This is a genomic window from Microcoleus sp. S36a_B3 (assembly GCF_036700745.1).
Taxonomy (GTDB): Bacteria; Cyanobacteriota; Cyanobacteriia; order Cyanobacteriales; family Microcoleaceae; genus Microcoleus.
On the sequence record NZ_JAUBPN010000013.1, the window covers coordinates 1 to 25,092 of the forward strand.

The 25,092-nt window shown below is 44.0% G+C and carries 19 protein-coding genes; 9 read left to right on the forward strand and 10 right to left on the reverse strand.

The window, feature by feature from the left end; translation table 11 throughout:
* Positions 1 to 188: 188 nt before the first annotated feature.
* From QUA01_RS15480 to QUA01_RS15495, 4 genes are all read right to left on the reverse strand, one after another.
* On the reverse strand, positions 189 to 866 hold the full coding sequence (locus QUA01_RS15480; protein WP_333090536.1) for a response regulator transcription factor: 678 nt from the start codon (positions 864 to 866) through the stop codon (positions 189 to 191).
* 143 nt (positions 867 to 1,009) lie between these two features.
* Positions 1,010 to 4,123: an efflux RND transporter permease subunit gene (locus tag QUA01_RS15485; RefSeq protein ID WP_333090537.1), complete on the reverse strand. Its 3,114-nt coding sequence runs from the start codon at positions 4,121 to 4,123 to the stop codon at positions 1,010 to 1,012.
* A 62-nt stretch (positions 4,124 to 4,185) separates the two neighbouring features.
* Positions 4,186 to 6,111 carry an efflux RND transporter periplasmic adaptor subunit gene (locus QUA01_RS15490; protein ID WP_333090538.1) on the reverse strand — a complete coding sequence of 642 codons (1,926 nt, stop codon included), beginning with the start codon at positions 6,109 to 6,111 and terminating at the stop codon, positions 4,186 to 4,188.
* A 676-nt stretch (positions 6,112 to 6,787) separates the two neighbouring features.
* Positions 6,788 to 7,486, reverse strand: coding sequence for a DUF305 domain-containing protein (locus QUA01_RS15495; protein ID WP_333090539.1), 699 nt, complete (start codon positions 7,484 to 7,486; stop codon positions 6,788 to 6,790).
* A gap of 274 nt (positions 7,487 to 7,760) precedes the next feature.
* Here QUA01_RS15495 and QUA01_RS15500 point away from each other — a divergent pair, with 274 nt between their 5' ends.
* The 4 genes from QUA01_RS15500 (at position 7,761) to gloA (ending at position 11,495) form a co-directional block, all read left to right on the forward strand.
* Positions 7,761 to 7,955, forward strand: coding sequence for a heavy-metal-associated domain-containing protein (locus QUA01_RS15500; RefSeq protein WP_193972516.1), 195 nt, complete (start codon positions 7,761 to 7,763; stop codon positions 7,953 to 7,955).
* A gap of 216 nt (positions 7,956 to 8,171) precedes the next feature.
* A complete protein-coding gene (locus QUA01_RS15505; RefSeq protein WP_333090540.1) occupies positions 8,172 to 10,427 on the forward strand; it encodes a heavy metal translocating P-type ATPase in 2,256 nt (751 codons plus the stop codon).
* Positions 10,428 to 10,446: 19 nt separating this feature from the next.
* On the forward strand, positions 10,447 to 10,956 hold the full coding sequence (locus tag QUA01_RS15510) for a cupredoxin domain-containing protein (RefSeq protein ID WP_333090541.1): 510 nt from the start codon (positions 10,447 to 10,449) through the stop codon (positions 10,954 to 10,956).
* A 110-nt stretch (positions 10,957 to 11,066) separates the two neighbouring features.
* A complete protein-coding gene (gene gloA / locus QUA01_RS15515; RefSeq protein WP_333090542.1) occupies positions 11,067 to 11,495 on the forward strand; it encodes a lactoylglutathione lyase in 429 nt (142 codons plus the stop codon).
* A gap of 234 nt (positions 11,496 to 11,729) precedes the next feature.
* Here gloA and QUA01_RS15520 read toward each other — a convergent pair whose 3' ends face one another.
* Entirely contained in the window at positions 11,730 to 12,716 is a 987-nt protein-coding gene (locus QUA01_RS15520; RefSeq protein ID WP_333090544.1) for an SGNH/GDSL hydrolase family protein, read from the reverse strand.
* A gap of 260 nt (positions 12,717 to 12,976) precedes the next feature.
* A complete protein-coding gene (locus tag QUA01_RS15525) occupies positions 12,977 to 14,392 on the reverse strand; it encodes an MBOAT family O-acyltransferase (protein WP_333090546.1) in 1,416 nt (471 codons plus the stop codon).
* A gap of 384 nt (positions 14,393 to 14,776) precedes the next feature.
* On the opposite strand from QUA01_RS15525, the gene QUA01_RS15530 reads away from it, so the two are divergent.
* From QUA01_RS15530 to QUA01_RS27445, 3 genes are all read left to right on the forward strand, one after another.
* Positions 14,777 to 17,737, forward strand: coding sequence for an ATP-dependent Clp protease ATP-binding subunit (locus QUA01_RS15530; RefSeq protein WP_333090548.1), 2,961 nt, complete (start codon positions 14,777 to 14,779; stop codon positions 17,735 to 17,737).
* A gap of 373 nt (positions 17,738 to 18,110) precedes the next feature.
* Positions 18,111 to 18,341 (forward strand): DUF433 domain-containing protein, encoded by a 231-nt coding sequence (locus tag QUA01_RS15535; protein WP_193972510.1) that lies wholly within the window; start codon positions 18,111 to 18,113, stop codon positions 18,339 to 18,341.
* A complete protein-coding gene (locus tag QUA01_RS27445) occupies positions 18,338 to 18,586 on the forward strand; it encodes a DUF5615 family PIN-like protein (protein ID WP_442921554.1) in 249 nt (82 codons plus the stop codon). Before QUA01_RS15535 ends, QUA01_RS27445 begins: the two co-directional genes overlap by 4 nt.
* 214 nt (positions 18,587 to 18,800) lie before the next feature.
* Here QUA01_RS27445 and QUA01_RS15540 read toward each other — a convergent pair whose 3' ends face one another.
* Both QUA01_RS15540 and QUA01_RS15545 read right to left on the reverse strand, forming a co-directional pair.
* Entirely contained in the window at positions 18,801 to 19,028 is a 228-nt protein-coding gene (locus QUA01_RS15540) for a photosystem II protein, Psb35-related (protein WP_333090550.1), read from the reverse strand.
* Positions 19,029 to 19,055: 27 nt separating this feature from the next.
* Positions 19,056 to 19,259 carry a hypothetical protein gene (locus tag QUA01_RS15545; RefSeq protein ID WP_333090552.1) on the reverse strand — a complete coding sequence of 68 codons (204 nt, stop codon included), beginning with the start codon at positions 19,257 to 19,259 and terminating at the stop codon, positions 19,056 to 19,058.
* A gap of 247 nt (positions 19,260 to 19,506) precedes the next feature.
* On the opposite strand from QUA01_RS15545, the gene treS reads away from it, so the two are divergent.
* Positions 19,507 to 22,890: a maltose alpha-D-glucosyltransferase gene (gene treS / locus QUA01_RS15550; protein WP_333090554.1), complete on the forward strand. Its 3,384-nt coding sequence runs from the start codon at positions 19,507 to 19,509 to the stop codon at positions 22,888 to 22,890.
* Positions 22,891 to 23,039: 149 nt separating this feature from the next.
* Here treS and QUA01_RS15555 read toward each other — a convergent pair whose 3' ends face one another.
* Positions 23,040 to 23,360 (reverse strand): 2Fe-2S iron-sulfur cluster-binding protein, encoded by a 321-nt coding sequence (locus QUA01_RS15555; protein WP_333090556.1) that lies wholly within the window; start codon positions 23,358 to 23,360, stop codon positions 23,040 to 23,042.
* Positions 23,361 to 23,479: 119 nt separating this feature from the next.
* Positions 23,480 to 24,127, reverse strand: a complete 648-nt coding sequence (locus QUA01_RS15560; protein ID WP_333090558.1) for an RNA polymerase sigma factor — start codon at positions 24,125 to 24,127, stop codon at positions 23,480 to 23,482.
* A 222-nt stretch (positions 24,128 to 24,349) separates the two neighbouring features.
* Between QUA01_RS15560 and QUA01_RS15565 the strand changes: the two genes are divergently transcribed.
* Positions 24,350 to 25,078, forward strand: coding sequence for a DUF5131 family protein (locus tag QUA01_RS15565; RefSeq protein WP_333090559.1), 729 nt, complete (start codon positions 24,350 to 24,352; stop codon positions 25,076 to 25,078).
* Positions 25,079 to 25,092: the final 14 nt, after the last annotated feature.

The following is a 25,092-nucleotide window of genomic DNA, read 5'->3' on the forward strand; positions in this document are numbered from 1 at the left end:
TGTTAAATGCCTCGCATAAAGTTGGTCAATAGCCTTCATAGCCTTGATGAAGGCCTCTCGACAATTAATCCACCCTGACTCCCCCTTAATAAGGGGGACTTTGAGTAACTTTTTGTCCCTCCCTTTTTTTAAGGGGGAGTAGGGGCAAGCTAGAGAGGTATCGGCTTTATATGAACCGTATTGAGTTATTAGTGATGGCTGCTGAGTCGATAACCAATGCCGTAAACTGTTTCGATAAAATTTTCGGAACTTCCGGCTGCTTTGAGCTTGCTACGCAAATTTGTGATGTGAGTTTTGACTGTTCCTTCTCCTGAAGCTTTATCAAAATTCCACAGTTTATCTAAAATTGCAGAGCGTGTTAAAACTTGAGTGGGACTTTTTAAGAAACATTCTAATATCATATACTCTTTGGGAGTTAAAGATAAGGCGTTTCCTGCATAAGTAACGGTGCAGCTAGTGGGATTGAGTTGTAAATTACCGTGGGTTAGAATGAGGGGTTTGGTTTCTGGAATTCTCCGAGATAAAGCTCTAATTCTGGCGGCTAATTCTTCTAATTCAAAGGGCTTAACTAAGTAATCGTCAGCTCCTGCATCGAGTCCAATGACTCTATCTAAGGTGGTATCGCGTGCTGTCAGCATCAAGATGAGAACGTGAGAGCGATCGGCACGCAGACGCTTGCACAGTGATATACCATCTAATTTGGGCAGCATTAAATCTAACAAAATTAGGTCGTAATTGACCGATCGCGCATATTCCCAACCCTCTAGCCCGTCAGTCGCTATATCTACAACGTGGTTTTGATGCCTTAAGTCTTCTGCAAGGGGTTTGACAATGCGAAGATCGTCTTCAACTAACAAAATTCTCATTTTTTTATATCGAGATATCTTTCTCAACAGTATGATATCGTGCCCGGTCGATCGATCGCAATAAGATTATTTCGCAGCATAGGACTTAAGTCCGATGCTGCTGTGGATGCAAGGTGGCACTACTAAATGTTTTTGATGATTGTCTATTTATCGGACATGAGATGAGTTGTTTTAGGTGCTAAAAATTTTCTAAATTGAGCGTACAAAGCTGGCAAAACTAACAGAGTTAAGGCAGTAGAAGTAAACAATCCACCCAACACCACAACCGCCAGAGGTTGCAAAATTTCTTTGCCTGCGCCTGTACCAACTACCAGGGGAACCATGCCTAAAGCAGAGGTAAAAGCTGTCATCAAAATCGCCACCAATCTTTCCATCGCACCTTCCTTAATTACTTCCTTGAAAGGCATTCCCTTGCTTAGTTTTTGATTGAAATTATCCACCAAAAGCAAACCGTTACGAACCGCGACTCCAAATAAAGTGATAAAACCCACAAGTGAAGCTACAGAAATGATGCCACCACCGATCGCAATCGAGAAAATTCCTCCTACTAATGCCAGGGGTAAGTTAATCATAATCATAATCGCACTCGCAAAAGATTTAACGGCAAAATACATCAGCACCGCAATAATTACTATTCCTAAACTACCAAATATTAGTAGGTTTTGAGTCGCCCGTTCTTCCGATTCAAATTGTCCGCCATATTGAATAAAATAACCTGAAGGCAAGATGGCCTGCTGTTGTACTTTCGTCTTAATTTCATTAACAACTGAGCGTAAATCTCGTCCTGACACATTCGCAGCCACAACCAAGAAACGAGAAACATTTTCGCGGTTGATGGTATTAGGGCCAGTGCTGTATTCAATTTTTGCGACTTGTGCTAGTGGGATCTTCTGTCCCGAAGGAGTATCAACTAATAAGTTGCGGATAGTATCAATATTACTGCGATTTTCCGGTTTCAACCACACCAACAAATCGAATAACTGCTGTTCTTTAAGGACTTGAGATACAACTTTTCCATTCAAGGCAGTTTCTATAGTTTCTGTAAGACTCCCAATGGTAAGTCCGTAACGTGCAGCCAAAGCGCGATCGAATTTAATCTGTAACTGACGAATAGGAATTTGTTGTTCTAACTGCAAATCAACAATACCTTTCACCTGACTCATAGCTGTTTCTACTTCCTTCCCAATCGCTCTTAATTCTGTCAAATCAGGACCAAAAACTTTCACCGCGATCGCACTTCTGACTCCTGAAAGCACTTCATCCATGCGATGGGAAATAAAGCCTCCCACGCTAGTAGCCACACCGGGTAATTTATTAAATTCCTCTCTAATTTTAGCAATACTTTCTTCTCGATTATTAATACCAATATCGCTTAGTTCTACATCCAAATGTCCTAGATTTACCCCAGCGGCATCAGCATCACCGGGCGCACGTCCCGATCGCAATTGTACAGCAGTAAATCGAGGGTCATCTTTGAGAGCATTCTGCATTGAAAGTCCCATATCATTAGTAGCAGACAGGGAACTCCCAGGATAAAGTAACATTGTATTAACTAAAGATCGCTCTTGAAATTCGGGTAAAAATACTCTTCCTAGTGAGGGAAGCACAATTAAGGAAGCAATAAAAGCAGCGATGGCTGGCAATAAGATGAATTTCGGACGATTAATTGCCATATTCAAAGCAGGACGATAAAGCCGTTGGCTAAATGCTGACACCCAAGTATCATCCGATGGCAATTGACGATTTGCTAATAAGATAGCGCAAAGAGCAGGGGAAAGAGTCATGGCGACAAAAGTAGAGGCCACAATAGAAACTAAGTAAGCTACTCCCATTGGGGTAAAGATTCGCCCTTCTACTCCGGTCAAAGAGAAAATTGGAGCAAATACAATCACAATAATTACTGTAGAGAAAATTACACTGATGCGAACCTCTACCGAAGTGCTGTAAACTATTTCAAAATCTTCTTTAGGCTTACCATCTATTTGATTTTTTCGCAATCCCCGATAGCAGTTTTCCATATCCACAATGGAGTCATCCACAACTGAACCAATTGCTACTGCCAATCCGCCCAAAGTCATAGTATTTATGCCTTCTCCAAACCATGATAAAATTAACATTCCGATCAAAACGGACAAGGGGATTGCGCTGAGAGTGATGACAGTTGTGCGCCAATTCATCAAAAACATCAGCATGATTATTGAAACAATTATGATGCCATCTCGCAGGGAATTTAGCACATTTTCAATAGCAGAATCAATAAAACTTTCTTGGCGAAAAGTCACTTCTACTTTCACATCCTTCGGTAATCCTGCCTGCACTTCCTCCATTGCTTTTTCAACGGCTCTGGTTACAGTTGGAGTATCGATTTGAGGCTGCTTGTTTACCAGTAAAATAACTCCCCTTTGACCGTTGATACTACCATCTCCTCTAGCTAGTGCTGCTCCTAATTTTACCTCTGCCACATCGCGCAGTTTGATGGGTTTTCCATTTCTAGATATTACTACTGATTCGGCCAATTCTTGAATGGTTTCAATCCGACCTACGCCCCGAATTATTTCTTCGCGATCGGGTGTAATCAAAAATCCCCCAGAGGCATTGGTATTTGATTGTTCTGCTGCTTTTGTCACCTCTTCTAAAGAGATATTCAATGCAGTTAATTTGACTGGATCTACTAAAACTTGATACTCTCTGACATCGCCTCCATAGGCAATCACCTGTGATATTCCCTGTACAGCTAGTAATCGGTTGGTAACATTTCGATCGACTAATCTTCGCACTTCCATTAAATCAGTTTTTGGCTGATTTTCTTCGGCTTTTATGGTAAAGGCATACATTAAAATTGTGCCTATCGGAGAAGAAATAGGAGATATTTGTGGTTCTTCAATACCTTGAGGCAACTTCGATCGCGTTTGCTGTAAACGTTCAGCAACGAATTGTCTCGCTTGATAAATATTTGTATTGGCTTTGAAAATTACTTTGACAACTGAAATACCTACCGCCGAAGAGGAGCGCACAGTTTCTACCCCCGGAGTTCCATTGACTGCGCTCTCAATTGGTAAAGTAATTAAAGACTCTACCTCTTCAGGGGCTAATCCAGGGGCTTCGGTTTGAATTTCTACTTGAGGCGGGGCAAAATTAGGAAAAACATCAAGGGGCATTTTAGTTAAATTATAACTACCCAAAAAAGTGACTAGAATTGCACCGATTACAACTAGCCAACGTTGAGCGATCGACCATCTGAGGATTGAATTAAGCATTTTTTAGACAATTCATTTATAATTCTTAAAATTTTGCCTCAGTTAAATAAAGAAGCAATTATTTATTTCAAAATCTTAATTTCTGACTCTTCAGTTTTAACGTGATGGTTGTGATTGTGTAGCAATTCATCGTCAATGGCTGGTTGAGAGATGGAAAAACTATTATTTGCAGCATCTGCTATTACTGGGAATTTGCGCCGATTTTCCCAAAATACTCCGGCGGCAAAAGTTAGGGATGCGATCGCAATTCCTCCCCCAACTCCCGCCCACAACGGCACGGGTAAATTATTCAAATTAGCTGCTGTTACTTTCGGAGTTGCCTCTTGCTTTTCCCCGGTTTTTGAGGGTTGGCTGCCGCCCCGCAAAGATTGTGCGTAAAGTTGAGGCGCGCGCTGCGTTACTATCAAATCTCCCTCGAATAAACCACTCTTAATTTCAACTAAATCTCCGGCTGTTTGACCGAGTTCAATGTCAACCGCTTGATAAGCATCGCCATTTTTAACGTAAACTGTTGTTTTACCGTTAACATCTACTACCGCTGCGATCGGAATTGCTAAAATATTTGTGGCGGTTTTGTCGGTTAAAATCTCCAATTCTGCAAACTGTCCCGGCTTTAATTCGCCCTGACTATTATCTAGTTCTGCTTTCACGGGCACTACCCGCGTTTCTCCTTGCACGGATGAGCCAATTAAGGTGATTTTTCCCTTGAAAGTGCGATCGCCCAAATTAGCAACTTTCACGCTGACTTCCTGGCCCTGTTTTACCTGATTCAGGTCTTTTTCGTAAATATTGGCTGTGGCAAAAACGCGGCTGTCATTTAAGAGAGTCATCAACGGTTTTTCAGCGCTTACGGACTCTCCTGGGGTGATTTCGCGATCGGCTACCGTGCCAGAAATCGGAGCGATAATAGTAACAAATCCTTTGTCATTGGCAATAGTTCCTAATTGTTGGAGCCGCGCTTGATAGGCTGCATCGGCCAAGCGAATCCGCGACTGAGCGACTTCGACCGCAGTTTTGGCGCGTTTGACTTGGTTCTCGGCTTCCAACACTTCCCGGCGGCTCAGAGCCTTGGTGAGTTGAGCTTTTGCTTCTGCTACTCTGCCTTGAGAATCGCGCAATTCCCGCATTGGCAGGTCTACTTCCGCTTGTTTAATTTCGGTTTCCGCTTTGATAACTTCGGGACGGCTTTTTGCCTTAGCAACAGCCGCTTTGGCTTGGGCGAAGTGGGCTTGCGATTCCAGCATTGTCCGCCGCGCGATCGCCCCTGCGGCTACTAATTCTTTATCGCGATCGAACTGTTCTTTAGCCACAGTTAATTCTATTTCAGCTTGCGCTATTTCAGCTTGCGCTATTTCAACTTGACGCTGATAGTTTTCTTGAGCAACTTTCACAACCGAACGATTGTTTACTAATTCTTGCTCTCGCTGGTACTGCTGAGTTGCTGCTGTTAGTTGAGTTTTGGCTTGGGCGATTTCCGCTGCAGATATTTGAATTTGGCGATCGTAATTTTCTGTAGTTAGTTTCAAATCGCCTTGCGCTTGCTGCAAATCCGCCTCAGCTTCGGCACGTTTTGAGAGAGATTCAACCCGCAACTGTCCTAATTCTGAACTCGACAAAACAGCAACCGATTGATCTTTTGATACTTTGTCCCCAGGCTTAACTAGCAACTCTACCACTTTGCCAGCAACCGAAGCCGTCACTTCTACCTTTTGGTTGGGCAAAGTTTCAATTTGTCCCGTGGTTTTGATGCTTATATCTAGTCGCTGGCGAACCGCTGGGGAGACTTTAATTCCTAACCGTTTTGCGGTGACGGCATCGACAGAAATAGCAGCAGGAGCTTGAGAGGTTTCGCCGCTTTGGTTAAATTCATTTCCGTGTCCCGCGTGGGCGAAAACAGCCGCGGGAGAAGTTAGCACCATTAGGCTGAAAAAAGTTCCCGAAAAGGTACTAATAATTGCCTGGGACTCAGAATATTTGTGCAATATCATTGTTGGCATTTTCCTAGAAATCAGGTTGAGTACCCAAGGCTTAGCGGTTGGTATTTTGCCAAAGTAAGTTAACCGAATTAACGGGAGCTACTTATCAGCCTTTTTCAATAAACGACGGCTAAGCAATGACTAAGAGCTAAATTTTCTCTCCTCAACCTAGTCTTTCACTGCCAAATGAAATTAGGATGAAATTTAGCCTCAGCAGCCCAGATGCCCTCCAGATTCTAAAATACGAATATAAATTTTGCCTAATGCCAAGGGATTGTGCTTTTTAGTTTCTTTCACTGTTGCGAGATATTCTTGCGATTTAATTTCTTTTGTCCATCCGTTCACTAGCTCCTGTACTGCTGCATTTGATTCAGATGTTGTGTTTAGTTCCAAGCTCTGCAATATCATGGAATACCGCTTTATTTTTTTGAGTGACTGTTATACTTTATAACAACTCCTGTTAAATTGTCTACAGTAATTTTACGTAAAAAATGTAATAAAAGGAAGTAGTAAAACTGCTGATAGTCTTAAAGAAGCGATATTATGGTTGATCCCTAACGCTTTGGCTACTATTTCCTTAGCTTAATTTCTGGCTGTTGTGATGCAAGTGTTTCCTGAACAATTAACAGAATGTGATTCGTTTCACTCATTTTCTGGCTTTGTGTCACATTTGGTTGAGCCAGCTAAATTACTGTTTGTACCAAGCTAGACGCCACTCTTTCATTTGCTGAATTTCTTGCTTTTGCGAAGTCACAATCTCTTGAGATAATTTTTTAATTTCCGGGCGTTTTGACTTCTTCAAGGCATCTTCAGCCATCACCAAAGCTCTTTCGTGGTGGGGAATCATAGCATTCAGAAACCGCAAATAAAATTGGTCGTCAGCAGCACCTAAATCCATGCTCATCATCATACTTTGCATCTGTTCGGGAGTCATTGCCATCATGTTACCCATTTGAGCTTGATAAGCCATTGGCGTACTGCTGGCTTTGGGATACCAATTTGTTCGCCACTCTTTCATTTGATTGATTTCGCGGTTCTGAGCAGCAATAATGTTATTTGCTAGTTTTTTCATTTCAGGGCGTTTGGATTTGTTAAGCACCTCTTTAGCCATGTTTACAGCACCTTGATGGTGTACTGTCATGCCATCAATAAATCGCAAATCATAGTCGGCATCAGCCGGGCCTAAATCCATTGACATATTGTGATTCATGCCACTCATGTTGTGGTTTTGTGCCACGTTTTGCTGGCTGCTAGCAGGGGTTGCTGCCGTAATATTTGGGGCTTGGGTTTCGCTGGAAGGAGCTTTTGAACAAGCTACTAGCACGCCGCTGGTGAGGGCGGTTAATGTCAGCGCTGCAAAGCCTGTTTTTAATGAGATTGATTTCATAGACTTTAGTTAAATCCTTAAAAATGCCATTTATATTGATGTTTTCACAGATAAATGAAATTAGGATGAAATTTTGATTCAGATTGGTAAATAATTATTATGTTGCCATCATTTAAATAAATATGTAAGGCGTGCAATGATTACCCTACAAGTAGAATCGGTATAAATCTCAAATCTTAAATCTCAAATTGACTTGACTCTCCTCCTTACAGGAGAGTTTACAATGAAGTTAATTCATTTATTGAGCAGAGTAGTTTCTGCTGAGGTTCAAATTATGACTCTACAATTAAAAGTTCCCAAGATGGCTTGTTCTGCTTGTGCGACTACAATCACAAAAGCAGTCCAAACAGTGGATTCAGATGCCACTGTTGAGGTGGATCTCAAGACAAAAGCTGTCACGGTTCAAACCGCTAAATCGGAAAGTGAGGTTAGAAAAGCGATCGCATCTGCTGGCTATCCTGTGGATTAATATTAAGGCTAACGCCAGCGAGTTCTAACTTTAGGAATACAGCAATTTCATTGTAATTTCATATTAGGGTGAAATGCTGAATATTACAAATGTAGCGTCCAGCCACCGCACCACTCATTTTGATCGCAATTCTCCTATGTAATTGGTCAATTCGGTTAGGCTAATTACTAAATACCTTGACAACCTGCGCTCTTATTCAGTTTAGGAGTAACCCCTATGGACAATCTCACACTTAAATTGCGGGGCATGAGTTGTGCTTCTTGTGCTTCTTCTATCGAACAAGCAATTCAGTCTGTTCCCGGCGTAATTGAGTGTCATGTCAATTTTGGCATGGAACAAGCAAGCATTCAATACGACTCTCAAAAAACCAGTGTAGCCACAATTCAAGAAGCTGTTGATGCAGCGGGATATGAAGCTTTGCCACTTCCAGAAATAGCGGCGGAAGAGGATGACAGCCAGCGAAAAGATCGTCAAGCTGAATCTCAATTGTTGCAGCGCAAACTCTACGTAGCAGGAACTATTAGCCTCATATTATTTGTGGGTTCGATTCCCGCTATGACTGGCTTGCATTTGCCATTTATTCCTAGCTGGCTGCACAATTTTTGGCTGCAATTAGTGCTGACAGCACCAGTACAATTTTGGTGCGCTAACTCATTTTATACGGGAGCTTGGAAAGCCTTAAAACGCCGACTTGCGACTATGGATACTTTGATTGCTTTAGGTACAAGCTCGGCTTACTTTTATTCTGTATTTGTAACATTTTTTCCGGGTTTTTTCATAGCTAAGGGTTTGATACCGAGCGTTTATTATGAAGTGTCATCGAGTGTTGTTGCTCTAATTTTGTTGGGTAAAACTCTAGAAAATCGGGCGAAGGGGGAGACTTCTGAGGCTATTCGGAAACTTATGGGTTTGCAAGCGAAAACGGCTCGGATTGTTCGCAACGGGGAAGAGTTGGAAGTGTCGATCGCCCAAGTGGAAATTGGCGACATCGTGCAGGTGCGGCCCGGCGAACAAATTCCCGTAGATGGAGAGGTGATTGAAGGTGCTTCAACCGTAGACGAAGCAATGGTTACGGGAGAAAGTTTGGCTGTCAAAAAGCAGGTTGGTGACGAAGTTATCGGCTCGACAATTAACAAAACGGGCAGCTTTAAGTTTCGCACTACTAAGATTGGCAAGGATACCTTTTTAGCTCAAATTGTCAAGATGGTGCAGGATGCCCAAGGGTCAAAAGCACCAATTCAAAAGTTGGCAGACGAGGTGACTGGTTGGTTTGTTCCGGCAGTAATTGCCGTCGCTTTAGCTACTTTTGTAGTCTGGTTTAATGCGACGGGAAACTTTACTTTAGCAACAATTACAATGGTGGAGGTGCTGATTATTGCTTGTCCTTGTGCTTTGGGTTTGGCGACTCCGACTGCTGTGATGGTCGGCACTGGAAAAGGTGCAAAAAATGGGATCTTAATTAAAGGAGCCGAAAGTTTAGAGTTGGCTCATAAAATTCAAGTCATTGTGTTAGATAAAACTGGAACTCTTACTGAGGGTAAGCCGACTGTTACTGATTTTGTCACAATTAAAGGAACGGAAAATAGCAATGAGTTAAAATTGCTGCAATTGGCGGCATCTGTCGAGCGAAATTCCGAGCATCCTGTGGGGGAAGCTGTTGTTAGATACGCTCAATCTCAAGAGGTTGATTTGACGGATGTTAAGGATTTTGAGGCGATCGCCGGGAGTGGTGTGCGAGGGGTTGTCGGCGGAAAGCCGATCGCCCTGGGAACGCTGAGGTGGATGCAGGAACTAGGTTGCGATACTGAATATCTGGAACTGCGCGCGAAAGCTTTGGAAGGTGATAGCAAAACGGTGGTTTGGATGGCATCTGAGGGCAAAATAGAGGCAATTCTGGGCATTGCTGATGCTCTCAAACCGTCGTCAGCGCAGGCGGTGAAAGCACTGCAAAAACTCGGTTTGGAGGTGGCGATGCTGACTGGGGACAACCGCGCGACTGCGGAGTCGATCGCCCGATCCGTTGGTATTACTCGCGTTTTTGCGGAAGTTAGACCAGACCAAAAAGCAGCTAAAATCCAAGCCCTGCAAGGGGAAGGAAAAATTGTCGCGATGGTGGGAGACGGGATCAACGATGCACCGGCTTTGGCCGCTTCAGATGTGGGAATTGCGATCGGCACCGGCACAGATATTGCGATCGCAGCTAGCGATATTACCCTAATTTCTGGAGACTTACAAGGCATAATTACAGCAATTCAACTTTCGCGCGCCACCATGCGGAACATCCGCGAAAATCTGTTTTTTGCCTTTATTTACAACATCGCTGGAATCCCGATCGCCGCTGGCGTTTTGTACCCAATTTTTGGCTGGCTGCTAAGTCCAATTCTCGCCGGTGCAGCAATGGCTTTTAGTTCAGTTTCCGTACTTACTAATGCTTTGCGCTTGCGTAATTTTAAACCAAAGTCTCTGGCCTAAATTAGGAGTAATTAGACAAATGTTGCACCATCGTCAAATGTGGGGAACTCTCGCGAGTTTAGGAATTGCGATCGGAATAGCATCGGGAGTTCAAGCTGCCGAACCCGTCGCTGCTTCTAATTCAACCACTCCATTTCGCAGCATCGAACAGCCGCTAGGTTTAAAAGTTGGTGTCACCCTCGGTGGTTTGACATTAATTGGTTTGGAGTTGTGGTGGTTTTTGTTCAGTAAAGCAAAAGGTCAGCAAGCTGAATCTATTCAGGGAATACAAGAGTTGACGATTACTGTAGACGGGGGTTACGAGCCTGCTAGTGTAGTTGTGAAATCCGGTCAATTAGTCCGGCTAAATTTCTTGAGGCGTGACCCGAATAGTTGTCTTGAAAAAGTGTTGTTACCAGATTTTCACATTGTGCGAGAATTACCTTTAAATCAGGTGACAGCTATTGAATTCACTCCTGAAAAACCCGGACGATACCTATTTACTTGCGGCATGAATATGTTTCGGGGTGTGGTGGAAGTACAAAAGTAAATCAAATAGACAGTTGTCAACCTGCTGCAACTGCGACGGTTGAGGCGCGAGTTTTTTCGGCAAGAAATCGCTAAAATAGATGAAAGCTTAAAAAATTTGGAGTGAGCTAAATGCAATTACTACACACGATGCTCCGAGTCTGCAACCTGGAAGAATCTCTCAAATTCTACACGGAAGTGTTGGGAATGAAACTGCTGCGGCAAAAAGATTATCCAGATGGGAAATTTACCCTGGCTTTTGTGGGCTACGGCGACGAATCAGACACTACGGTTTTGGAATTAACCTACAATTGGGGCGTAACAGAGTACAATTTAGGAGATGCTTACGGTCATATTGCGATCGGCGTTGACGACATTTACGGTACTTGCGAAGAAATTAAAGCCCGCGGCGGTAAAGTCAGCCGCGAACCCGGGCCGATGAAACACGGCTCAACTGTTATTGCTTTTGTAGAAGATCCAGATGGATATAAAGTTGAATTAATTCAACTAAAAAATCAAAGCAGCAGCAGTCATAAAATAGCTGCAACAAACGCATCCTAGAAAGTCTCTTTTTAGGGTGCCCGGAAACCAACTTTTGGAGTTAGTTTCTAACTCTACTTCTGGCGCACCCTAGTGATAGCAAATCCGGGTAATATACCTCCTTTACTCGCTCGGCGGTTGAAACCGCGTCTACACAAACAAAGTCGGCCTGCGCCGACTGGTTGATCGAGGGTATCCAAAACCCGGATTTGGTATTAACAATGCGACAATCCTGCACTGTTAGCAAACTGAAGTTTAGGGTTTCTTTTTGGGAGATTTGGGAGGTTGGGGAGATTTTAATATTGTGTCGGCGACCATTTTGTCAACGATTACGTCGCTGATAATCTTAGATCCGTGGGAGGTAAAATGCACGCCGTCACTAATTTTTACATAGCCTCGCTTCCCCGATTTGTCAGCAACTACCGGCACAAATTTTCCCGATTCTGCAAAGGTTTCCCAAGTAGAAATAAATTCAATTTTGGGAGAAGCTTTTTTAGCATTTTTATAAATATTGTTCATGACAGGAAAAGCTTTGATATACGGCGATTTATTAGAGTTAGATTGACCGATCCAATACACTTTTCTCACGGAGGACGAGCCAAGTAACTTGGCATATTTGTCTACTCTTTCTTGATAAGCTTTTTGCCATTCTGGGGTCAGAATTGCCCGATATTTTCCTTGAGAATCAATGATATCTTGAGGGTCGTTTCCTCCAAACAAAATGATCACTACATCTGGGCGGTAATCCTGGATGATTTTGCTGGTTCTGGCATACCAGTCATAATAATCTATCCGATTTAATCCGCTGGATACTTTGTAGTCAAGTTTTGTATCAGCGATGTTGTATTTGTTCTTAAGAGTGTTCTGGAGTTGAATTCCTAAATCGAACATTACGGAATCTCCAATAAATAAAAATTTGCGATAAGGTACGGTTAGTTTGGGTTTGGCTGGAGTTGATTTTTTTGCAGGTTTTGGGGGAGGAGGTGCGGATTTTGTGGCGGTTTGGACTGGAGAAGTTTCGGCTTTTTTGGGGATGCTATCGAAATTGATATCTTTGATTTTGCTCCAAAAATCTTGTTCTGATTTCCTGAAACTGTCTATTTCTATCTGCCGCGCGGCTTGTTTAATTCCGGGAGTTGCGAAAGGAGTTGAAGCAAAGTTTTTGAGAAATAAGGATAAGTTGGAAAATATTAAGGTGAGAATTACAGAAATAACTATCAGTAAAATTTCTCGATCTTTCATAGGAAGGAAGAGGGAAGAGGGAAGAAGTCATTAGTCATTAGTCATTGGTTATTGGTTATTGGTTGTTAGGGGCGGTGGATGGTGCGGGCCCGCCCTCTTAGTTGTTAGTTGTTAGTTATTAGTCATTAGTCATTAGTGCTGTCCCCGCCGAGCTTTCCCTCCAACGTCATCAGGAAGAAGGAAGAAGGGAAGAAGACATATACAGGAATCTTTTTAGCTATCCCTATTTTACGTTTAATTAGGTGGATTTATTTGCTTTTTTAGAAATTAAAGTAAATAAAAGGTGGGACGGTGCTCGGCCCCAACATCAAAATAGCATACACGAACAGCGAAACTAAGACAACTCTCAAGAAAATATTTTTTAAGGAAAATACTCTTTGCAAGAGTTGGGAAATTCTCTCGCCCCAAATGTTGATCGCGCCAATGATGGCAATTACTAAATACAATTGCCAAAAGTTAAATTGAAAAGTTGCAGCGGAAAAATTCAGAATTCCCTGAAAAAAATTCATTGCAGTTTCCCAGTTGGGCGTGCCGAAAAATACCCAGCTACAAGTCACAAAGCTAAATGTTAGCAGCCAACTGCAAAATTTAGCAAGTCGGGGAAAGGAATAGTTTAATTTTAGGTGGATAGCTTGGGGAATATCTTTGCATAAATGGTTGACAATCAATCCTAAACCGTGAATTGTTCCCCAGACAATAAAGTTTAAACCTGCGCCGTGCCAAAATCCGCCGATCGCCATTGTCATCAGTAAATTTACGTACTTCCTTAATTTACCGTATTTATTGCCGCCCAAGGGGAAGTAAACGTAATCTCTCAGCCATTCGGAAAGACTGATGTGCCATCTTTTCCAAAATTCTTGCAAGCTGAGCGATCGATATGGCATATTAAAGTTGGCAATGGGTTTGAAACCCAGCAAACAAGAGATGCCGTTAGCTAAATCCGAGTAGCCGCTAAAATCTACGTAAATTAAACATGAATAGGAAATTGCCGCGAGGATTAAATCGATGCTGCTGTATTGCTGGGGAACTGTGAATGGGAGTTTGGTGAAGTTAAACAAAAAGCTCGATAAAGTATATTTTTTGAAGAGTCCAGACAAAATTAAAACTATGACTTCTTCGATTTGATAGTCGTATTTTTTGGATGAATTTAGCTGGCTGTAAAATTCGCGAGGCCGCGATATGGGCCCAGAGGCAATTTGGGGAAAGTAGGTAATGTATGTGGCGTAGTCTACAAATTTCGGACAGGGGATTTTCTTTTGGTAGCAGTCGATTAAATGGGAAATCATTCTAAATGTGTAGAAGGATACGCCGACTGGGGCGATTATTTGCAACATTTGAATGCTGGCGGGAATTTGTAGTTGGTTGAGTACCTCAAACAAGGATGTTACAAAGAAGTTGCAATATTTAAAGATGCCGAGGTTGGCAATGTTGAAAATTATGCCAGAAATTAAGGCAAGTTTTTTATATCTGCCGTGGCAGGTGGCTCGGAGAATGATATAATTGTAGGCAGTACCTAAAACTAGGAGTAATAGAAAGTCTAAACTCCAAAATGAATAAAATAATAAACTGGAAATTAGCAAGACGATTTTATATAAACCGACTTGGGACTTCAAGGATATAATTATGCTAAAAATAATTAGAAAAAATACTAGAAATTGGTAAGTTGGAAATAGCATAAATTTTAGAATGTCAAACAAGGTTAGGGCAATCTATAAATGTTAAATACACCAATGAAAAGGTTCGCAGTGAGGACTTTAGTCCTTCATGAATGCGGACTAAAGTCCTCACTACGAACTTAGGGGAATGGCGATTCTCTGGAGTAGTTGAGAGAATGGGGAACTACTGTATTTTGATAAGTTCGATCGCGCGCGGAGGTCGCAGAGTCCAAAAAATTTCCCTAGATTGCGGGCTGCAAGCTTTTGCAAAAGCTCAATTATGTTGCAACTTCAGCAGAATTAACCGCACTCATAGATTCACAATCGTGTTTAAAGATTATGATAGTTGTGAGACGATATATTAACGGATAACCACAGGAATCCCCTTGATTGCGAGGAAGCAACGTGCAGCCAACAGACCCTAGCAAATTTACCGATGAAGCCTGGGAAGCGATTGTCAAATCCCAGGATGTAGCCCGCCGCTTTGCCAATCAGCAGCTAGAGGTTGAACATTTAGCGATCGCCATTCTCGAACAGCTCGCGACAGCAAACACGATTCTCAGCTTGGCTGGAGTAGATGTAACCCGCTTAGCGCAACAGTTAGAAGCTTTTGCCAAACGACAGCCCAAAGTTACCAACGCTGACCAACTATACCTCGGTCGCGGCTTAGACGTGATGTTAGATGCTGCTGAGTCTGCCAGACAGACTGGGCAAGATAATTTTATCGCCATTGAACATTTATTAATTGGCTTAGTAGAAGATGAACGAGTTGGTAGGCGATTGCTGACTAGGGGCGATGGGCCCCCCGGTCGCCCCGGTTACGATCGCAAACCGGCCCCAGGGACGATCGATCGACCAAAACTCGAAGAAGCAATCAAATCAGTCCGCGCCACCGCTAAAGTCTCAGAAAAAAGTTCCGAAACCGCGAAAGCCGGCCTCCGCAACCCTAAACCCCAAGGAGATAGCGAAGCCAATTCCGACGCCCTCAGCAAATACGGCCGAGATTTGACCGAAGCCGCCAAAGCAGGCAAACTCGATCCAGTAATCGGCCGCGACGAAGAAATTCGCCGCGTCGTCCAAGTTCTTTCGCGCCGTCAAAAAAACAACCCAGTATTAATTGGCGATCCCGGAGTCGGAAAAACTGCGATCGCCGAAGGTTTAGCGCAGAGAATTGTTAACGGCGACGTGCCCGAATCTTTGAAAAACCGCCAGCTATTTAGCCTCGACATGGGCAGTTTAATTGCTGGGGCAAAATTCCGAGGTGAATTTGAAGAACGATTGCGATCTGTCCTGCGAGAAGTTATCGATTCCGACGGGCAAATTGTCCTATTTATTGACGAATTGCACACCGTAGTTGGGACTGGCGGCGGCGGCAGTTCCGGTTCGGGAATGGATGCCGGAAATTTGTTGAAACCGATGTTAGCCAGAGGCGAATTGCGCTGCATCGGCGCTACAACTCTCGATGAATTCCGCAAGAATATTGAAAAAGATCCGGCACTGGAACGCCGCTTTCAACAAGTATTTGTCGGCGAACCGACTGTGGAAGATACTGTTTCAATTTTGCGCGGATTGAAAGACCGCTACGAACGCCACCACGGGGTAAAAATTACCGATTCGGCCCTGGTTGCTGCTGCAACTCTGTCTTTTCGGTATATTTCCGATCGCTTTTTGCCGGATAAGGCGATCGACCTCGTAGACGAAGCGGCCGCCCATTTGAAAATGGAAATTACCTCCAAACCCGTGGAACTGGAAGGGATCGACCGCCGGGTGATGCAGTTGGAAATGGAAAAATTGTCGATTGAAGGCGAGGGAAAAGGTTCTCCCAGCCCCACCATCAGCCCCCGGATCGAACGCATCAAAACAGAGATTGACATCTTAAAAGTCAAGCAGGAAAAATTGTCCTCTCAGTGGCTGGGCGAAAAGCAGTTATTGGATGGCATCAATAAATTGAAAGCAGAAGAAGACCAATTGCGAGTGCAAATTGAGCAAGCAGAAAGAGCTTACGATTTGAATAAAGCCGCGCAGTTGAAATACGGTAAACTTGAGACGGCGGTGCGCGATCGCGAAGCCAAGGAAGCCGAACTTTTGAAACAGCAAGCTCAAGGTTCTTCCCTGCTGCGGGAAAAAGTTACTGAGGGTGACATTGCCGAAATTGTGGCGAAATGGACGGGAATTCCGGTCAACCGATTGTTAGAGTCGGAACGCCAAAAATTGCTGCAATTGGAAAGCCATTTACACAAAAAAGTCATCGGTCAAGAGGAGGCTGTAACGGCGGTTGCTGCGGCGATCCGGCGGGCGCGGGCTGGTATGAAAGATCCCGGTAGACCGATCGGCTCTTTCTTGTTTATGGGCCCCACAGGCGTGGGAAAAACTGAGTTGGCGCGGGCGTTGGCTGAGTTTTTGTTTGACAGCGATGATGCGATCGTCCGCATCGATATGTCGGAATACATGGAGAAGCACAGCGTTTCTCGATTAGTAGGAGCACCCCCCGGATATGTCGGTTACGACGAAGGCGGACAACTTTCCGAAGCTGTGCGGAGACATCCTTATTCGGTAGTGCTGTTTGACGAAGTGGAAAAAGCGCACCCGGATGTATTTAACATTTTGCTGCAAGTGTTGGATGATGGCAGAATTACCGATTCTCAAGGTCGAGTGGTTGACTTTAGAAATACCGTAATTGTGATGACTAGCAATATCGGTAGCGATCACATTTTAGAGGTGTTTGCGAAGAAGGAAAAAACTCCCAAAAAACCTGCTAGTCGCAAGCAGGAAACGAAGGAGGTATCAATTCCCAAGACAGATTATAAAGTTGATGATGATGGTACTGTCGAGGTGTCAGCTCAGCGAGTTGATATTGATAGTGAAGTTAAGACGGGAAGTAAGTCTGAAAGTAAGTCTGAAAACAAGTCTGACAATGAAAAATCCTTGACTCAAGAACGGGAGACAGACGAAGAGTACGAACAAATGTTAAAACGGGTGATGACTGCTTTGCGATCGCACTTCCGACCCGAATTTCTCAATCGGGTAGACGAGATCATTTTGTTCCACACTTTGAGCAAGATCGAACTGCGGCAAATCGTCACCATCCAAGTGAAGCGGATCGAGCGTTTGTTGGCGGAGCAAAAAATTACTTTGGAACTCTCAGATGCGGCGAAAAACCACATCACAGATGTCGGTTACGATCCAGTTTACGGCGCTCGTCCCTTGAAACGCGCCATCCAGCGGGAGTTGGAAAACCCGCTAGCTAACAAGATTCTGGAAAATGCGTTTGTCGAGGGCGATACAATTGCGATCGACTGCAAAAATAACAGTTTGCAGTTTCGCAAAAAAGACTCTCTCCCCGCGCTAGTAGGTAAAAGTTTGTAGCTGGATTAGGAACAGGCTTTCTGGCCATTGGTGTCAACTTAACATCAAACGTACTCAGAGACTTCTGTTGGGTGATTTAAGGCTAGATCCCCCCTAACCCCCCTTAAGAAGGGGGGGACAAGAGTCTTCTCAAAGTCAACCCCTACTTCCCTTTTTGAGGGATCTTTCCAACTAGCAACTCTCTTTGCGAAGAAGGACAAAAGTCTTCTCAAAGTCCCCCTTCTTAAGGGGGATTTAGGGGGATCTGGCCTAGGCTATAAACGAAAGATACAAAATTTTTCTGGCTTAAGTTGACACCAATGGCTTTATGGCCGGTTCCACAAACAATCAATTTTCTAGTAGCACAGCCCAGAAAGCCTGGTAGTTTAAAATCATGAAACAACTAACTAGAATCACTCTGAATCCCGAAGTAATGGGTGGAAAACCCTGCATTCGCGGCTTGCGAGTCACTGTTGGCACGATAGTCGGACTGATGGCATCGGGACACTCACCGTCAAGCATTTTGCAGGCCTATCCCTACCTGGAAGAAGCAGATATATATGAAGCGCTTGCTTATGCAGCCTGGCGAGTTGAAGAAGTAGAAATTCCTCTCAAAATAGCGTGAAAATTTTGATTGATATGAATCTGTCACCTGAATGGACTATCGTAACTAAATACGGAATAGAGTCTCTTCATTGGTCTACAGTCGGCGATCCTCGTGCCACAGATCGTGTTATTATGGAATGGGCGCGAGTAAATGACTATGTCGTATTCACTCATGATTTAGATTTTGGCGCACTGCTGGCCGCAACCCAAGCTGATGCTCTAGCGTGTCATTCAAGTACGTATTCAAGACGTGCTGCCTGCTAATATAGAGAGTTTGATTGTGGAAGTGTTCCATCAATTTGAGGCACAAATTGAGTCGGGGGCATTCATTTCTGTGGATGAAACGCGCTCTAGGGTGAGAATTTTGCCGATTACACTTCGATAATTATTTATTACCTGTTCCACAAAAATTAATCTGCTTGTGGAACAGGCCAAAAAGCCTGTTATTCAAAATAGTCAAGCCTGCTACTTAATATTACTAATTGCCCATCGTGCGGCTGGTGTAAGCATCCATGCTGTAAGCCGGAACGCGAACGCTGTAATCAATATCTGTTCCAGTCACAGCTTTTGCTAGTTGTTCAAAAGATTCGTCGTTCCAGTTGCGATCGTGGATGGGCTTTGACTGTTCGCCGAGGAAGTATGCTTGAGTGCCAATCACTGAGGCTGCTACCCAACCGACGATTAAAAGGGCGACTACGATAGTCATGGCTGTTTTTCCTTAACTTTTGTTGCGTTATGTAAAGAAATCTAACAAACTGTGAATGAGAATGTCAAGGTAGTGTATTTGCGTGGCAACCGTCCGGGAGGTAGTAAATACCACACCTTTGAGGAAACTGAGAGAAGGTGACAGGACTTGACCGGAAATTTGCGCGTGTAGTGCCTGCCGCGCCACCAGTATGTAGCGTCTGCTAGCGCGCACCGATGCAGCATGCGCCACCAGACTCGAATTTTATGCTGTATCCGCGATCGCAGAATTCATGGCATCTTATGATGAAATTTTAGTTAAGAATTTATAATTTTTGCGTTTAAAATTTACGATTAAAACTATGCCACTAGCATGAGGAACTGGGCAAAGATATGAGTTATAATCTATCGGTTTGGATTTGAAACAACAAATCTTAATTACTAAATCTCACTTACCAAATAACCATTACCAATTACCCAAACAAATTATGGCAATCTCAATGTTAAATGACGATCCCTTGTGGTTCAAAGATGCTATCATTTACGAAGTACCAATTCGCGCTTTTGCCGACAGCAATGCAGACGGCATCGGCGACTTTCAAGGACTGACAAAAAAACTAGATTACCTGCAAAACTTGGGAGTAACCGCCATTTGGGTACTGCCATTTTTTCCCTCACCGCTCCGAGACGACGGCTACGATACATCTCACTATACCACCGTCAACCCGATTTACGGCACCTTAGATGACTTTAAAAACCTTTTAGAAGCAGCGCACCAGCGGGGAATTCGAGTCATTATTGAGTTGATTGTTAACCACACTTCCGACCAGCACGAGTGGTTTCAGCGAGCGAGGCGCGCTCCGAAAGGCAGTAACGAAAGAGATTTTTATGTGTGGAGCGACACGCTGGAAAAATATCAAGATGCTCGGATTATTTTTCAAGATTTTGAAACATCTAATTGGGCTTGGGATGCGGTAGCAAAAGCTTATTACTGGCACCGTTTTTATTCCCACCAACCCGATTTGAATTACGACAATCCGGCAGTTCGCCAAGCCATCTTAGATGTGGTAGATTTCTGGTTGGCATTGGGCGTAGACGGATTGCGAATGGATGCTGTACCTTACCTGTACGAGCGCGAGGGTACTAACTGCGAAAACTTGCCAGAAACTCACGCTTTCCTCAAACAGTTGCGCCAGCACGTAGATGAAAAATTCCCGAACCGGATGCTGCTAGCGGAGGCGAATCAGTGGCCGGAAGATGCGGTTGAATATTATTCGGCTGGGGATGAATGTCACATGAACTTTCATTTTCCGTTGATGCCGCGTCTATTTATGGCTTTGCACATGGAAGATAGCTTTCCAATTAGCGACATTCTCCAGCAAACTCCGCAGATTCCTAATAACTGTCAGTGGGCATTGTTTTTGCGGAATCACGATGAATTGACGCTGGAAATGGTGAGCGATGAAGACCGAGATTATATGTATCGGGTTTACGCTCAAGACACTCAGGCGAGAATTAATTTGGGTATCCGCCGCCGCTTGGCTCCGCTGATGGGAAACAACCGCCGCCAGATTGAGTTGATGAATGCTTTGCTGCTGTCTCTTCCTGGTACGCCGGTGCTTTATTACGGCGATGAAATTGGCATGGGTGACAATATCTATTTGGGCGATCGCAACGGGGTGAGAACTCCGATGCAGTGGAGTAGCGATCGCAATGCCGGTTTCAGCCGCGCCAACCCGCAGCGACTGTACGCGCCGCCAATTGTTGACCCTGAATATCACTACGAATCTGTTAATGTGGAAGCGCAGCGGGCGAATCCGAGTTCTCTGTGGTGGTGGATGAAACGCTTGATTGCTGTGCGCCAGCGCTTCCAAGCATTCGGTCGCGGAACTTGCGAGTTTCTGTATCCAGAAAACCGCAAAGTTTTAGCTTTTGTTCGCACCTATCAAGACGAACACATCCTCGTAGTGACTAATTTATCCCGCTTCGTCCAGACGGCAGAATTAGACCTTTCGCCGTTTAAAGGTGCTGTTCCGGTGGAGATTTTCGGCCGGACTGAGTTTCCGCCAGTTGGCGAATCGCCTTATTTTTTGAGCTTGAGCCCTCACACGTTTTACTGGTTTACTCTTACTGTCAAGCAAGAGGATTTTTCGGTGAACGGTTTGAATACAGATTTGCCGAGTTTGGCGATCGTCGGTACTTGGGAAACTGCTTTTTCTCCTAAAAGTCAGCTCAACAATATGTTGATCTCTCTTTTGCCGAATTACTTGCAATCCAATCGCTGGTTTAGCGGTGCAGACAGGATAATTCAATCATTAGAAATTAAGGAAATTGTACCTGTTGGATATAAAAATAGTGCCGGGGAGCAATCTACGGTTTACATTCTGTTTTTGCATTTGAATTATACCGAAGGTATGGCGGAAACTTACGTTTTGCCTTTAGGTTGGGAAGAACTCAAAAACGAGCCGGACGATCGACCGACGATCGCGCGCCTGCAATTCTCAGAAACCAAGGAAGTCGGAGTGCTATTTGATGCTGCGGGGGACAAAGGTTTTCTGAGCGAGCTGCTGGGGGCGATCGCCACCAATGCCAGTTACCAAGGTACAGCGGGCGAACTCGTAGGAATTGCCGACAATTTCTTGAACTCAGAACAAGATTTATCGCAACTAGAACCGTACCTGTTCAAAAAAGAACAAAGCAATACATCGGCCGGTTACGGCGATCGGTTAGTCCTGAAAATCTTGCGAAAATTCGAGGAAGGAATCAACCCAGAATTAGAAATCGGACGCTTTTTAACCAATAGCCAGTCGCTCGAAAACTACGCTCCCATTGCCGGAGAATTGAAATATCGCACAGCCGGTCAAAAACCAGTTACAGTCGGAATACTGCAAAAACTAATCCCCGACAGCAGGGATGCTTTGTCTTATACATTAGACTCGCTGCGCGACTATTTCGAGCAAGTAATGGCAGTAGAAGCAAAGTATGCAGGCGATATTTTATCTACTTCCCCCGAAGATTATTTACCCAGCGCTTTGACCGCACAAATGCGACAGTCAAGCTCGCTACTAGCCGATTTATCCCTAGAAGTACCCGCATTAGCTCGCGAACTAATCGGCTCTTACTTCGCATCAGCAGAACTTTTAGGTCAGCGGACAGCCGAACTCCACCTGGCTTTAGCTTCGGACACAGAAGATCCCGCTTTTGCTCCAGAAAATTTCACCTCATTTTACCAGCGTTCCATCTATCAATACATGAGAAATCTGGCAGGAAGAACTTTGCTGTTGCTGAAAAAGCGGCTGTCTAAACTGCCGCCAGAAACGCAAAAGTTGGGACAAACTCTTCTCAACCGCGAAGACTTGCTGATGGAACGTTTCAAGTCTATTTTGAACTTGAGAATCACCGCCGACAGAATTCGCTGTCACGGAGACTTTCATTTCGGACAAGTTCTGTATACAGGGAAAGATTTCGTAATTATTGATTTTGAAGGAGAACGGAATCGACCGTTAAGCGAGCGGCGGATGAAGAGGTCGCCTTTGCGAGATGTTGCCGGAATGCTGCAATCTTTCAATTACGCCGTTACTATGGCGCTGCAGAACGAAGTAGAAAGTGGGATGATCCGCCCTGAAAACTTACCTGAAATGCAGCAGTGGGCGAATGTTTGGCACCGCTGGGTTAGCCTGACTTTTCTCAAGAGCTATTTGTCAACAGCAGCGGATGCAAGTTTCTTGCCAAAATCTGTACCGGAATTGGAAGTTTTGCTGAATGCTTACATCTTAGAAAAAGCGGTTTCTGAGTTGTCAGATGAACTCCAGTACCGCTTGGATTTGGCAGAAATTCCGCTCCAGCGAGTTCTGCAATTGCTTCAGGTCGAGCGTCAGTCCTAGCTGATTTTTAAGTATTAATAAAAGGTGCGCGCTGCGCGCACCTTTTATTAACTAAATCTGCTTTGATAACGATTTTATCGGCGAATAGAATTCGTGACTATACAAACAAAGTCCGCGCAACGCGAGACTCAAGAATCAAGAACTTTGCATTACTTAAAATAAAGAGCTGCTTGATACAAAACTTGTTCTTGATGCGTTAACAAAGTACAATCAGAAAGTGGGTAAGCTACACAGGTAACAGCGTAGCCAGCTTGCGATTCTGACGGCTTCAAAAACTTTTGTTCGCTTTGGTCGATTTCACCACTGAGCAGTTTAGCAACGCAAGCAGAACACTCTCCTTGCTTGCATCCATTGGGCAAGCGGATGCCGGCATCTTCTGCTATATCTAAGATATACTGGTCGTCTGGTACGGCGATCGTGCGATCGAGGGCGAGAGCTTCATTCACCAGCCGAACTTGATAAATTGCCATTTCCACCTCTGATATTATTTCCGAGTTTAAGAAGGAGGCGGTTGAAACCGCTTCTTGTCAAACGAAGTCCGCGCAACGCGATACTGAAGAATAATTGATATTAGCGGAATTATCGGCTGCTAGACAAGTGCTTGTTGATATTCTAGAGGTTCATCTAGATAAATAGCGCGAATATCCTCCGGCAGATTTGATTCTAAAGTTTGATATCCTTTTTGGAGCAAAGCCTTGACTTGAGCGGGCGAAATTGCTTCACCTTCTGCTTGCAAATAAGCTGCGATTCGTGTTTCGCTCCAGCGGAAAGTCTGAGCCATCAACACGACTAAACGCGGCAGCGGAGCCAACAATTCTAAGGCTTGTTTGACGTAACACCAGAGGGGAGGTGGAGCGGATTGCAAGGAGTAGTGAATCGACTCTACAGGTGGCAATTCGGCTTGATTGATGCAGATAGCGGTGACATTAATCAGCCAGTTTTGGAGGCTGAGATTTTCGCCATCAGACTCTGGGATTTCGTGGCGCAAATCGAGGCCTCGGAGCTCGTGATAGATGTGCAGCCAAGTGTGGGCGAACAGGTAATCGCCTTGTACGGGCGATCGCACGGAATGGCGGATCAGGGAGTGGACAATTTGAGCGTAGCGGCAAAAAATTGCCGTGAAGAAGCGACCTTGATCGGGATGGTTTTGAAACAAAGTCAATAATTCGCGATCGCTGTGGTGGAACAGGGATTTAACCACAGGATGGTTTAGTTCGGAAAAAACAGGTGTTTGCACAATTGTTCTGGAAAGGTTGTGGGAATAAATGCTGGTGCAGCATGATTCTACACTAGGATCTACAGTTCATGCAACTGCTTAAAACTTGTTGATATTTACGTCAATTTAATTATATAATAGAGTTGTAGGCGATGCTGCATCAATCTAAATTGATACATATAAACTATATGTATCCAGCGCACATCAAAAGATAATTTATTGTTTCAAGGGTAAGATTCTTGTATGTCTAGCATTAATACTGGTATCGAATGGTGCGATCGCACATGGAATCCCACAACTGGCTGCGATAAAGTCAGTCCCGGCTGCACTCATTGTTATGCAGAAGCATTAACAAAGCGTTTCCATACTAATTTTCCTAACGGGTTTACTTTTCAAGAACACCCCAAGCGTTTGAACGAACCTAGAGGTTGGCGAAAGCCTAGTCGTATCTTTGTTAATTCAATGAGCGATTTGTTCCATGAAGATATTTCTCTTGATTTTTTGAAACAAGTCTTTGATGTAATGCGTGAAACTCCTCATCACATTTATCAAATCCTTACCAAGCGAGATAAACGTTTAGTAGAGTTAGCGCCTCAACTTGAATGGTCTGATAATATTTGGATGGGCGTGTCTGTTGAAAATCAAAACTACGTTAACAGGATTGACTGTTTGCGACAAGTACCTGCAAAAGTCAGATTCCTATCGTGCGAACCACTTTTAGGGTCGTTACAGCTTGATTTAACCGGAATTCATTGGGTAATAGTTGGTGGAGAGTCGGGGCAAAAACACCGTCCGATGCAGGTAGAATGGGCGCAAAGTATTAGGGATCAGTGTCAGGAGGCTGGAGTCGCGTTTTTCTTCAAGCAATGGGGAGGTAGAACACCTAAAGCTGCTGGGAGACTTCTCGATGATAAAATTTGGGATGAGATGCCAAAAGCTGAGAATAAACAGAGACAAAAATTGCTTAGATGATCGAAGATGAATAA